The organism is Streptomyces sp. NBC_01217 (assembly GCF_035994185.1).
Classification (GTDB): Bacteria; Actinomycetota; Actinomycetes; order Streptomycetales; family Streptomycetaceae; genus Streptomyces.
This window is the reverse complement of the sequence record NZ_CP108538.1, coordinates 1,900,412-1,912,536: the sequence shown is the minus strand read 5'-3', so window position 1 is coordinate 1,912,536 and position 12,125 is coordinate 1,900,412. Positions and strand designations below refer to the sequence as shown.

The 12,125-nt window shown below is 71.1% G+C and carries 11 protein-coding genes; 6 read left to right on the top strand and 5 right to left on the bottom strand.

All coding sequences use genetic code 11. The features are described from left to right. Nucleotides 1-145: 145 nt before the first annotated feature. Together OG507_RS08295 and OG507_RS08290 are read left to right on the top strand one after the other, a co-directional pair. Nucleotides 146-955 (top strand): SGNH/GDSL hydrolase family protein, encoded by an 810-nt coding sequence (locus tag OG507_RS08295; RefSeq protein WP_327366500.1) that lies wholly within the window; start codon nt 146-148, stop codon nt 953-955. A 272-nt stretch (nt 956-1,227) separates the two neighbouring features. Beyond that, entirely contained in the window at nt 1,228-1,491 is a 264-nt protein-coding gene (locus tag OG507_RS08290; RefSeq protein WP_327366499.1) for a hypothetical protein, read from the top strand. Between the two features lie 199 nt (nt 1,492-1,690). On the opposite strand, the gene OG507_RS08285 is transcribed toward OG507_RS08290, so the two are convergent. Next, complete coding sequence (locus OG507_RS08285; protein WP_327366498.1) at nt 1,691-2,518, bottom strand: ABC transporter permease; 828 nt, start codon at nt 2,516-2,518, stop codon at nt 1,691-1,693. Further along, nucleotides 2,515-3,492 (bottom strand): ATP-binding cassette domain-containing protein, encoded by a 978-nt coding sequence (locus OG507_RS08280; RefSeq protein ID WP_327366497.1) that lies wholly within the window; start codon nt 3,490-3,492, stop codon nt 2,515-2,517. Before OG507_RS08280 ends, OG507_RS08285 begins: the two co-directional genes overlap by 4 nt. A 64-nt stretch (nt 3,493-3,556) precedes the next feature. On the opposite strand from OG507_RS08280, the gene OG507_RS08275 reads away from it, so the two are divergent. After that, nucleotides 3,557-4,264: a TetR/AcrR family transcriptional regulator gene (locus OG507_RS08275; RefSeq protein WP_327366496.1), complete on the top strand. Its 708-nt coding sequence runs from the start codon at nt 3,557-3,559 to the stop codon at nt 4,262-4,264. A 21-nt stretch (nt 4,265-4,285) separates the two neighbouring features. On the opposite strand, the gene OG507_RS08270 is transcribed toward OG507_RS08275, so the two are convergent. The 3 genes from OG507_RS08270 to hmgA form a co-directional block, all read right to left on the bottom strand. Further along, complete coding sequence (locus OG507_RS08270; RefSeq protein WP_327366495.1) at nt 4,286-5,503, bottom strand: type ISP restriction/modification enzyme; 1,218 nt, start codon at nt 5,501-5,503, stop codon at nt 4,286-4,288. Nucleotides 5,504-5,564: 61 nt separating this feature from the next. Then, on the bottom strand, nt 5,565-6,332 hold the full coding sequence (locus OG507_RS08265) for a GntR family transcriptional regulator (protein WP_327366494.1): 768 nt from the start codon (nt 6,330-6,332) through the stop codon (nt 5,565-5,567). Nucleotides 6,333-6,414: 82 nt separating this feature from the next. Further along, nucleotides 6,415-7,743 (bottom strand): homogentisate 1,2-dioxygenase, encoded by a 1,329-nt coding sequence (gene hmgA / locus OG507_RS08260; RefSeq protein WP_327366493.1) that lies wholly within the window; start codon nt 7,741-7,743, stop codon nt 6,415-6,417. Nucleotides 7,744-7,864: 121 nt separating this feature from the next. Between hmgA and OG507_RS08255 the strand changes: the two genes are divergently transcribed. From OG507_RS08255 to OG507_RS08245, 3 genes are read left to right on the top strand one after another with little or no spacing between them, the layout of a single operon-like run. Beyond that, nucleotides 7,865-9,967, top strand: a complete 2,103-nt coding sequence (locus OG507_RS08255) for a right-handed parallel beta-helix repeat-containing protein (RefSeq protein ID WP_327366492.1) — start codon at nt 7,865-7,867, stop codon at nt 9,965-9,967. After that, nucleotides 9,964-10,812, top strand: coding sequence for a hypothetical protein (locus tag OG507_RS08250; RefSeq protein WP_327366491.1), 849 nt, complete (start codon nt 9,964-9,966; stop codon nt 10,810-10,812). Before OG507_RS08255 ends, OG507_RS08250 begins: the two co-directional genes overlap by 4 nt. Further along, the gene (locus tag OG507_RS08245; protein WP_327366490.1) at nt 10,809-12,092 is read left to right on the top strand and encodes a hypothetical protein; all 1,284 of its coding nucleotides are present in this window, start codon (nt 10,809-10,811) and stop codon (nt 12,090-12,092) included. The genes OG507_RS08250 and OG507_RS08245 overlap by 4 nt, the downstream gene beginning before the upstream one ends. Nucleotides 12,093-12,125: the final 33 nt, after the last annotated feature.

Here is a 12,125-nt window from a genome sequence, read left to right as displayed (position 1 = left end):
CGGACATGACACGACTTCAGGGGGGCGCACAGGAGAACTCATTGGAGCATTTTGGCATGGACACTTCCGGTGGTGGGGCCGGTGCTGCTACCACGGACACGGCAGACCGGGCGGAGATCCCGCCGGTCGGTCCAAGGGAGGTTCCATGAAAATGTCCAGACTCGTGGCGTTCTCGTCCTCGCTCCTGCTCGGTGCCGTGCTCGCTCTGACCGGAGCGGCCACCGCCAACGCCGCGTCGTCCGTCCAGGCCGTCGACTATGTCGCTCTCGGCGACTCGTACTCCTCGGGGGTCGGATCCGGCAGCTACGACAGCGCCAGCGGTGACTGCAAGCGCAGCACCAAGGCCTATCCCAAGCTCTGGGCCGCCGCCAACGCCCCCTCTTCCTTCGCCTTCACCGCCTGCTCGGGCGCCCGTACGGGTGATGTCACGGCCGGTCAGCTCGGCCCCCTCAGCTCCTCGACCGACCTCGTCTCCATCTCCATCGGCGGCAACGACGCGGGCTTCGCCGACGTCATGACCACCTGTGTCATCTCGTCGGAGGCCACCTGCCTCAGTCGGATCGCCACGGCCCGCAGTTATGTCGACACCACCCTGCCCGGCAACCTCGACTCGGTGTACTCGGCGATCCGTGCCAAGGCGCCGTCCGCGCGTGTCGTCGTCATCGGCTACCCGCGCTTCTACAAGATCGGCGGCAGCTGCATCGTCGGTCTGAGCGACAAGGTGCGCACCGCGATCAACGGTGCCGCCGACTACCTCAACACGGCGACCGCCAAGCGCGCCGCCGACCACGGCTTCACCTTCGCCGACGTCACGGGCCGGTTCACCGGCCACGAGATCTGCTCCGGCGACGCCTGGCTGCACAGCGTCAACTGGCTCAACATCGGTGAGTCCTACCACCCCACCGCCGCCGGACAGTCGGGCGGCTACCTGCCCGCCTTCGCCTCGGCCGCCTGACCCCCCACCCCGTACATGAGCCGGGCCCGTTCAGCCGTCTGACGGGTAGGAGGCCCCGTACGCAGGGGTCTCCGTCCGGCAGTCCACCGCTCCATTGCGGGCGAACCACTTCCGATCTGTCCAACTCGCCCTGGAATCGGGTGGATTCAGGGAGTGGTCGTCAACCTCCGTATGTGTGTGCTGAATCCTGCGACCGGGATACACGAGTGTCGTCGCGGGGTGATAGGGTTAACCTGCCCGGGCCGGGTGCCCTCGTACGGGTGGGGAGTGACATGGAACAGATAGCGATGCGCAGCAGGCCGCGAGTGCCTGCCATTACTTGTGGGAGCAGTGCGACCAGTTCGCGCCTCGACCGCCATCTCGCGGTGCTCGGCGGCCCTGCCGTCCCGCAGCGGGAGGCCGCGGAGGCGACGCTGCTGATGCGCGAGCTCACCTCGCGCGATGCCGCCCACAGCCGGCGGAGCAAGAGCGCGCGGGTCTCCCTCTTCGCGCCGCTGCGGCGACTGCGACGCTCGCTCTTCGGCAGCCGCCACTGACCCGACGGCCCGTCACGACCGTATATCGGTCCACCGCCCGGGCTCCCCGGCCAGGGTCCGTCGCCCAGGTCCCCCCGCTCGGGACCGATCGGGCGATCACACCGTCCCGGCGCCGCGCTGCTGTCTGCTCTCCCCTCCCCCCCCCCAGGGCCCGCAGCAGCGCTTCGGTGTGTTCGCCGGGCGCGGCACACGGTGATGGTCACTCACCGCCGCGCGCATAACGGCGTATGGCCAGCGGCACGAACACCGCGAGGAGCGCCGCCGACCAGGCGAGCGTCCCCGCCACCGGGTGGGCGACCGGCCAGGCGGCGTCGGCGGCCGGGGACGCGTTGCCGAACAGTTCACGGGTGGCCGAGGCCATGGCGCTGATCGGGTTCCACTCCGCGACCGTCCGCAGCCAGCCCGGCAGATTGTCGGTCGGGATGTACGCACTCGACAGCAGCGGCAGGACGAACGTGGCGCTGCCCAGCTGGCCGGCCACCTCCTCGTTGCGGATCAGCAGCCCCAGCCAGCACCCCAGCCACGACGTGGCGAACCGGAGGAGCAGCAGCAGTCCGAGGGCTCCCAGGGCGGCGAGCGGGCTGCCCTCGATCCGCCAGCCGACCGCGAGTCCTACCAGGATCAGCGGAATCATGCCGACGGCCGTGGTCAGCAGATCGGCGGCGGTCTGGCCGAACGGCACGGCGAACCGGCTCATCGGCAGCGTACGGAACCGGTCCATCACCCCGCGGTCGCAGTCCTGCGAGGCCTGGAACATCCCGGTCATGATGCCGCCCGCCGCCGTCGCCGCCAGCAGGCCCGGCACCAGGAACGCGCGGTACTCGCGGCCGGGCACGGCCAGGGCGCTGCCGAACACGTAGCCGAAGAACAGCAGCATCGTGATCGGCATGGTCTGGGTCAGGATCACCACGCCCGGCGCTGTTTTGATCCGCAGCAGATGGCGGCCCAGCACGGCCAGGGCGTCGGTGACCGGGGTGCTCGCGGCGGCCGCGGCGGGCCGCTCGTGGATCAAAGTGGTACCGCTCATGCTGCCGTCTCCTTCAGGGGCGGGGAGGTGCGGCCGTCGCCGCGGTCGGTCAGGCGGAGGAAGACCTCGTCGAGCGTCGGCGGGCGCAGGCTCGCGTCGATCAGCGGTATGCCCGCCGCGTCGAGTTCGCGGACGATACGGGGGAGGGTGAGCGTGGTGTCGGTCGTGACGGCGCCCACGGCGCGGCGCTCGTGGTCGAACACCGGTTCCGCGCCGGTGAGCCGGTCGAGCACGCCTGCTGCCGGGACCAGCGACGACTCGTGGGCGACGACCACTTCGGCGTAACTGCCGATGCGGGCCTTCAGCTCGGCGGGGGTGCCGCGGTGGGCGGCCCGGCCCCGGTCGATCAGCACGATGTCGTCGGCCAGTTGGTCCGCCTCCTCCAGATACTGCGTGGTGAGCAGGACGGTCGTGCCCCGGCCGGCCAGTTCGCGCACCGCCGCCCAGATCTGGTTGCGGCTGTGCGGGTCGAGTCCGGTGGTCGGCTCGTCCAGGAAGAGCACCCTCGGCCGGGTCAGCAGGCTGGCGGCGAGGTCGAGGCGGCGGTGCATGCCGCCGGAGTAGGTGCGGGTCGGGCGGTCGGCGACGTCGGTCAGCTCGAAGCGTTCCAGGAGCTCGTCGGCGCGTGTGCGCGCGGCCTCGCCGCGGAACCGGAGCAGCTTGGCGAAGAGCCGCAGGTTCTGCCGGCCGGACAGCTCGCCGTCGACCGAGGCGTTCTGCCCGGTGACGCCGATCGCCGCGCGCACCGCGGCCGCCTCGCGCACCACGTCGTGGCCCGCGATCCGGGCGCTGCCGCCGTCCGGGGCCGTCAGTGTGGTGAGCACCCGGACAGCGGTGGTCTTGCCCGCGCCGTTCGGACCCAGCACTCCGCAGACGGTGCCCTCGGCAACCGCGAGATCGAGCCCGCGCAGCGCGTGGACATCGCCGTATCGCTTCTCCAGACCTTCACTAAGTACAGCGTACGTAGTTTCCATGCAGCCCACCGTACCGCACTACGTACGGTGTACGTAACTAGGATGGAGGAAGAGGTGATGATCAATGGTGGGGCGACCCGCTGTACCCGAAGTGATCTGGGCGCGCCCCGAGCGCGCGGGCCGCGGCCCCAGGCCCGCGTTCAGCCGCGCCGACATCGCGGCAGCCGCCGTCCGCATCGCCGATGCGGAGGGCTTCGACGCGGTGTCCATGCGGAAGGTCGCGGCGGAGCTCGGCTGCGGCACGATGTCGCTCTACAACTACGTGCCACGCAAGGAAGACCTGTACGAGCTGATGCTCGACGCGGTCAGCGGTGGCTACGAGTTCCCGGAGCCGTCCGGCGACTGGCGTGCCGATCTCATCGCGCTGGCCCATCAGGCCCGCGCGATGATGCACCGCCACACCTGGGTGCCGCGGCTCATGTCACCCGTGTACGGCTTCAGTCCGAACGCGCTGCGGTATCTGGAGTACACACTCAGCTGCCTGGACGGGGTCGACGCACGGTTCGGCGAGAAGATGGAACTCATCGCCATGGTCAACGGCGTGGTGACCACCTATGTCGCCAACGAGATCGCCACGGCGGAGCGCAGCCGGTCGCTGCCCTGGTCCGAGGAGCAGGAGCACGCCGCGCGCACCGGCTATCTGATCAGCCAGATCGCGACCGGGAAGTATCCGCGGATGGCGGCGGGATTCGCCGAGGACCCCGGGCCGATCGATCTGGACGGGGTCTTCGACCGGGCACTGCACCGGGTACTGGACTCGTTCGACCGGTAGCGCGGATGCGCCCCGATGCCGTCACAGCAGCGCGAACTGCCCGTCCGGGCCCTCCTCCTGGTGGTCGAGCACCGACGCGGGCCGCCGGGCCGTCGCCGCGACCGGCAGGACACCGGCCGCCCGCAGATCACCGGTGGTGAGCTGGGATCCGTCGGCCAACGCCTGTTGTCGGGGCCGCAGTTCGGCGAGCAGTGCCAGCACGGTGATCAGTTCCAGCAGCTCCGAGGTCCACTCCTGGGGCCAGTCCCGGGGCCGTATCGCTTCCAGCCCGTCCGCCCCGACCGCCGCTGTCCGCCGCTCGAACCACAGCTCCAGCATCCCTGTCCCGCCCACCCGGAACTCCCAGGCCCCCGCCGGTACCGGCGAAATGCGTCCCGTACCCAGCAGGAGCGCCTCGTCATCGGAGTCGTACTCCAGCGTCCCCGGCGCGGCCGGTACCGCGGCCCGCACATAGGGGCGCCGCCCGCCGGGCAGCCGCGGGCGCTCCCCGCCACGGGCGCCGCGCAGCTGCAGCCGCAACAGTTCCCGGCCCAGCTCCACCCCGGCCCACCATCGTTCGGTGTCGGCGGGCAGCGGCACGACACACCCTGCGGGGGAGTGTCGGGCCGCCGTGACGATCCACGCCAGCACGGACTCCGCGGTGACCGCGTCCCCGTGCCGGGCGCGCAGCAGCCCGAGCAGACCGGGCGCCAGATTGGGTTCCAGTCCACCGGGCCGCCGGAAAAGCGGCCGGATCCGGCCGGGGCGGCCGGCCGGGGAGTGGCCGTCGGGCAGCAGCGCCGTCACGGAGAGGGCGGGACCGGCGTCCTGCGGTACGTACCCGTGCTCGACGGCGAACAGTTGGTGGCTGTCGGCGACCCGCCACAGCTCCGGGCGGGCGGCGTCGATCAGCCGGTGGTCGGGGATCAGCCACTGCTCGTCGAACGGGCCGTGCAGGATCCGTACCGGCTCGGGGCACGGGCCGGACTCCCGGGCGAACCGGGCCGTGGAGGTGGACTGTCCGGGCAGCGCCGCGACCGGAGTCTGCGGGGTACGGGAACGGGTGGGCCGGAAGAGCAGTTCGCGCTCGGCGGCCTCCGCCCGCACCAGCCGCTCCCAACGGGCCCTGAGCGAACCGGAATCCGGGGCGGTCACCCAGGCGCGCCCGGTCCGCAGAGGCCGCACCGACCACGGCATGAGGTCGTCGAGCAGCGGGATGTCCTCGTCCCCGCCGGTTCCGGCCGCCGCCCGTGCTGCCACCGTGTCGTCCTCCCCGTCGCCACGCCGCCCCCGGCATCGTAACGGCGCCGCAGGGCGGCCGTCAGTGCGCTTCCACCGTCACCGAGAAGGAGAAGCGGTCGCCCCGGTAGCGGATCTGCGCCACATCCACCACCCGGCCGCTCTCGTCGTACGTCACGCCCGTGTAGAACAGGATCGGGCTCAGCAGCGGCACCTGTAGGAGTTCGGCGGTGGCCGGGTCGGCGAGGCGCGCCTCGACCGTGTCGGTGATGCGCGCGATCCGGACGCCGACCCGGTCGCGCAGCACCTTGGTCATCGGCCAGCGTTCGAGATCGGCCACGTCGAGCCGGGCCGCGACCTCGGGATGCACCGCGTTCTCCGCCCAGTTGGTGGGCTCGTCGCCGTCCCCGTCATGGCGCAGCCTGCGGTAGCTGACGACCTCGGCGCAGTCGGGGAAGTACTCGGTGAGATCGCCGGGCACGGCGACCGGGCCGTGGCCGAGGACCGAGGTCCGCTCGCCCGACTGCTGGGCCACGATCGCATCGATCGAGCCCAGCAGCCGGACCGGTGAGACCCGGCGGGCGCGCGGCTCGATGAACGTGCCGCGCCGCCGGTGCCTGCTGATCAGCCCCTCCGTCTCCAGCTCCTTGAGCGCCTGGCGCATCGTCAGGACGCTGACGCCGTAGTGCGCGGCGAGCTGCTCCTCGGTCGGCAGCCGCGCCGAGGCGTCCTTGGCGCGGCCCAGTATCGAGGCGCGCAACGACTGCGAGACCTGATACCACAGCGGCAGTTTGCGGTTCAGGACCAGCGAATCGGGGGCGAAGGCATGCCCCTGGGACATCTTGGGCATCTGAGGCACCTGGGTCACCTGGTCTCTCCGTACTGCGGCACAGCGGACGCGACGACGCGGGGCCGAGAATCGGCGTCGTTGCCTACGGCCTGAAGTTGCGGCTCAGACCCTGCCACACGTCGTCGTAGCCACGCTGCAGATGGCCGGCGCCCGCCGCCTGTCCGGTCGCCGTCACCGGCCAGCGGGTCTCGAACATGAAGGCCAGACCGTCGTCGATCTTCTGCGGCTTCAGCTCGGCCTCGCTCGCCCGGTCGAAGGTCTCCCGGTCCGGGCCGTGCGCCGACATCATGTTGTGCAGCGAGCCGCCGCCGGGGACGAAGCCGCCCTTGCCGGCCGTCTTCGCGTCGTACGCGCCCTCGATCAGGCCCATGTACTCGCTCATCACATTGCGGTGGAAGTACGGCGGCCGGAAGGTGTCCTCGCCGACCAGCCAGCGCGGCGCGAAGACAACGAAGTCGACACCGGCCAGGCCGGGGGTGTCGGACGGCGAGGTCAGCACCGTGAAGATCGACGGGTCGGGGTGGTCGTAGCTGATCGAGCCGATGACATTGAAACGGCGCAGGTCGTAGACGTACGGAGTGTGGTTGCCGTGCCAGGCGACCACATCGAGGGGCGAGTGGTCGTAGGTCGCGGACCAGAGGTTCCCGCAGAACTTGTTGACCACCTCCACCGGGCGGTCCTCGTCCTCGTACGCGGCGACGGGGGCGAGGAAGTCCCGGGCGTTGGCGAGGCCGTTGGCGCCGATCGGGCCGAGGTCGGGGAGGGTGAACGGCTGTCCGTAGTTCTCGCAGACATAGCCGCGGGCGGTGTCGTCGAGCAGCTCCACGCGGAAGCGGACGCCGCGCGGGATCAGCGCGATGTGCCCGGGTTCGGCGCGCAGCAGGCCCAGTTCGGTACGGAGCAGCAGGCCGCCCCGCTCGGGGACGATCAGCAGCTCGCCGTCGGAGTCGCTGAACACCCGGTCGGTCATGGACGCGTCGGCGTGGTAGAGGTGCACGGCCATGCCGGTGCGCTGGGTGGCGTCGCCGTTGCCGCCGAGGGTCCACAGGCCGGCCAGGAAGTCCGTACCGGCCGCGGGCTCGGGGAGCGGGTCCCAGCGCAGCCGGTTGGGGTCGGGCACGGATTCGGTGAAGGGGGCGGTCCGGATCGTGCCGTTGTCGATACGGGTGAACGGCGGGTGAGCGGCCGACGGGCGGATCCGGTAGAGCCAGGAACGGTGGTTGTGTGCCCGCGGTTCGGTGAAGGCCGAGCCGCTCAGCTGCTCCGCGTAGAGCCCGAGGGGGGCGCGCTGAGGTGAGTTGCGGCCGTGCGGCAGGGCCCCCGGCACCGCCTCCGAGCTGTGCTGATTGCCGAACCCGGCGGAATGCTCAAGCCCTTCCGCCGTCTTCCTCGCCTGCTCGATGCCGCTCATGTGCGCTCCCGGTGCCGAAGGAATCCTATGGGCAACCGTAGGAATCGGAGCCGGGCGCGTCAACGGCATTCGTGGCGCATAGGGGGTTCCAAAAGTTGAACAATGCTCTACTCTCCCGCTCATGTCGTGGACACGAAGACTTCTGGTGGTCCTGGCGGCGCTCGCCGTCGCCCTCCTCGCGGCTCCGGCCGCCCAGGCGCACGAGGAACGTCCGGTCACTTTGCCCGACGGAACCGGCAGCGTTCCCGTGTACCGCACCGGCGAACCGGATCTGCTGGTCTGCAAGAGCGACCGGGCGGACTTCGAGCGCCGGATATCCGGATTCCCGGACGCGCTGCGGGACCGGAACCTGAAGCTCTTCGAGCGCTGCCTCAAATCCGGCTACCGCCACCTGCAGCAGGCCGTCGACGCGGTCGGCAGGCCCGGCATGAACATCGCGATCCTGCCCGGCCTGTACGAGGAGGAGCCCTCGCGGCCGAGGCCGGCGGGGGAGTGCGCCAGGCTGAAGGCACCCGATTCGAAGCTCGGCTACCAGATCCTGACCTACGCGCAGCAGAAGCGGTGCCCGCACAACCAGAACCTGGTGGCGATCCTCGGCAAGAAGAACCTCCAGATCGAGGGAACGGGCGCCGAACGCACGGATGTCGTCATCGACGCCACGTACCAGAAGCTCAACGCGATCCGCGCGGACGGCTCCGACGGCATCTACTTCAGGAACTTCACCGCCCAGCGCACCACGTTCAACTCCCTCTACGTGCTGGCCCAGGACGGCTTCGTCATCGACGACGTACTCACCCGGTGGAACGACGAGTACGGCTTCCTGACCTTCGCGAGCGACCACGGGCTCTACAAGAACTGCGAGTCGTACGGAAACGGCGACTCCGGCATCTACCCCGGCAGTGCGTCCGACATCAACGACGGATACGGCTACGAGGTACCGCGCTACTCGATCGAGATCACCGGCTGCCGCAGCCACCACAACATGGTCGGCTACTCCGGCACCGCGGGCGACTCCGTTTATGTCCACGACAACGAGTTCGACCACAACATGGGCGGCGCCTCGATGGACAGCGCCTTCCCCGGCCACCCCGGACTGCCGCAGAACCACGCCCGCTTCGAACGCAACCTGATCCACGACAACAACGCCGACTACTACCCGTACGTCGCCGACGGCACCTGCGCCAAGCCGCCCGTGGACCGCGGCTACGAGAACGGGGTCGTCTGCCCGCAGATCTCCATGCCGCCGGGCACCGGCATCATCACCGCGGGCGGCAACTGGAACCTGTACGAGAACAACTGGATCTACGGACAGCAGCGCGCCGCATTCTTCCTGACCGCCGTCCCCGCCTTCATCCGCGGTGAGAACGCACTGTCCGAGCAGACCGACACCTCCCACCACAACCGCTACGCGGACAACCACCTCGGCACGGACAAGGCGGGCAACTCCCGGCCCAACCGCACCGACGTGTGGTGGGACGGGCAGGGCGAGGGCAACTGCTGGCAGTCCGACACCGGGCCGTCCTCGCCGCGCGCCCTGCCCACCTGCGGGTCCGAGCGCGGCGCCGTGTCCGGACGCACCGACCGGCTCGTCGGCGAACCGGTCAAACTCGCCCAACTGCTGGTCTGCGCCGACTACAACGTGCAGGCGCGACGGCTGCCGGCCGGCTGCGACTGGTACGGGGCACGAGGCATCGAGCGCATCGAGGTACAGGTGGCGCTGGCGGTGGCGGTGGTGCTCGCGCTGGTCGGCGGGGTGCTGTGGTGGCGCAGGCTGCGCGGCAGCGGGCTCGCCACCGCGGCCACGGTGCTGGGCGCGATCGGCCTCGGACTGGATGTGGCCGGATCGACGACGGGGCTGACCTCCTCCTGTCTCCCCGCGCTGGCGCTGCTGCTGATGGGGGTCTGGTGGACCGTGACCGGGCTGGTGCTGCGGGGCGAGCGGCCCTGGCTGGGCTGGACCACGGTGGTCCTGGGTGCGCTCACCCTCCTCGACGCCGTCGACAAGGCCGTGTTCATGATCCCGTGGATTCCGCTCAGCCCGGCCTGGGTGCGTGGACTCCTCGGTGTGATCTGGGTGGTCTGGGCCGTGGTGGCCGCCGCCCGGCACGGCGAGCGGGGTGAGGTCTCGGGCGTGGACACGGCCGCCTACCCGGCCCCGGGCCCGCGGCCCTCCCCGGAACCGGCTCCCGGATCCCGCCCCGCCCCGGAAGGAGGCGCGTCGTGAAGCGTCTTCGCAGGCGGCCGCGGTCCGCCCGGGCCGCCGTCGCAGCCCTCGGCGTACTTACCGCAGGCGCCCTCGTGTTCGGTGCGAGCGCCTGCGGCGGGCGGGCCACCACCCACCACAAACCGGGCACCAGCCACGAGCAGGCCAGCGGTGGTGCCGGCCGGCTCCTCGCCGCCGACGACGGCTCCGGCCACCGGCTGCGCCAGGTCGACACCAACGGCGCTCCCGCGGTGACGGTCGCCGTACGGCCGGACTCCGAGGACGGGTGGAACGTCCATCTCTCCGTACGGAACTTCCGGTTCACCCCGGACAGCGTGGGCGGCGCCGCTCTCCTCGGCCGCGGCCACGCCCGCCTGTTCCTCGACGGCCGCCCCCTCGCCCGCGTCTACGGCTCCTGGTACCACCTCCCCGTCTCGCTCGTCCGCAGCGCCGGTGGCGGCACCGGCCTCACCGCCCGGCTCTACGCCGACGACCACACCGCCTGGGCCGTGAACGCCACCCCGATCCAGGCCACCACCTCCCTCGCCACCGCCTCCGCGCAGCCCACCGCCTCCGGGGAGGACCGGTCCGAGACGCCGCGGCCCGACACGACGCTCGACATCGTCGTCTCCCACGGCAAGGTCCGCCCCGCCCCCGGCCGCACCGAGATCAAGAAGGGCAGGGTCATCGAACTCCGGGTCCGCAGCGACCGCGCCGACACCCTCCACGTCCACGGCTACGACAAAGAGGCACGGCTGCCCGCCGGAAAGGCCGTCACCCTCGCCTTCACCGCCGACCGCACCGGGCTCTTCGAGGTCGAGACACACGAGTCCGGCCTGCTCCTGACCCAGCTCGTCGTACGGTGAATGTCCTCGCCCATGGCATCGGCGCCCAGCACGACCTTCCGCTGTCCCCCTTCTATGCCTTCGCCGGTGCCTTCGCCGCGCTCTTCGTCTCCTTCCTGGCGCTCGGCCTGCTCTGGTCCACCTCCCGATTTTGTGGCGACCGGGCGGGCCGCCCGCTCCCGGCCGCCGTCCAGCACCTCGCCGACGCCCGCCCCGCCCGTATCGCCGTACGCGCACTCGGACTGGCCGCCGGCCTGTTCGTCACGCTCCACCTCCTACTCGGTCCGGACAACCCGGAACGCAACCCGGCCCCCGGCGCCGTCTACGTACTCCTCTGGGTCGGGCTCGTGCCGGCCTCACTCCTCCTCGGGCCCGTGTGGCGGCTGCTCAACCCGCTCCGTACCGCCCACCTCCTCGGCTGTCGCGTACTCGGCCGCGATCCCGCCGCGGGCCGGCCCCTTCCCGTACGCCTCGGTCTGTGGCCCGCCGCGGCCGGGCTCCTGGCCTTCACCTGGCTCGAACTCGTCGCCCCCGACCCCGCGTCGAGCACCGCCCTCCTCCTCTTCCTCTCCCTCTACGCCGCCGTCCACCTCGCGGGCGCCGCCCGATACGGCGCCGGGTGGTTCGACCGGGCGGACGCCTTCGAGGTCTACTCGGGGCTGCTCGCCCGGCTCTCCCCGCTCGGCCGCCGCCCCGCCGACCGCCGTCTCGTACTCCGCTCCCCGTTCAACGGACTCGACGCCACCCCGCAGATCCCCGGACTCGTCGCCACCGTCTGCGTCATGCTCGGCTCCACCGCCTACGACGGCTTCTTTGACGCCCCTTCCTGGATCACCGCCGTCCAGACCTCGGCCCTGGGCCGCACCACCACGGCCACGCTCGGACTCCTCGCAGCCATCGCCCTCGTCGCCACCCTCTATGGCCTCTGCACCGGCGCCACCCGGTTGGTCTCCGGTCAACTCCGCCACCCCCTCATCTCCTTCGCGCACTCGCTCGTCCCGATCGCCCTCGGCTACCTCATCGCCCACTACTTCACACTCTTCGTCACAGAAGGACCACGCACGGTCATGGTGGCATCCGGCACTGACAATCCCGTCCCGCCCGAACCGCCCCTGGGTCCGGGCGGCGTCGCCACGCTCCAGGTCGCCGCGATCGTCCTCGGCCACGTACTCGGTGTCATCGCCGCCCACGACCGGGCCGTACGCCTCTTCCCGCCGGGCCGCGCCATCGCGGGGCAACTCCCGCTGCTGGTCCTGATGATCACCTACACCATCGGCGGGCTGTCCCTGCTCATCGCATGACGGCCGCATCCGCACCGACCGGCCGGCCCGCAG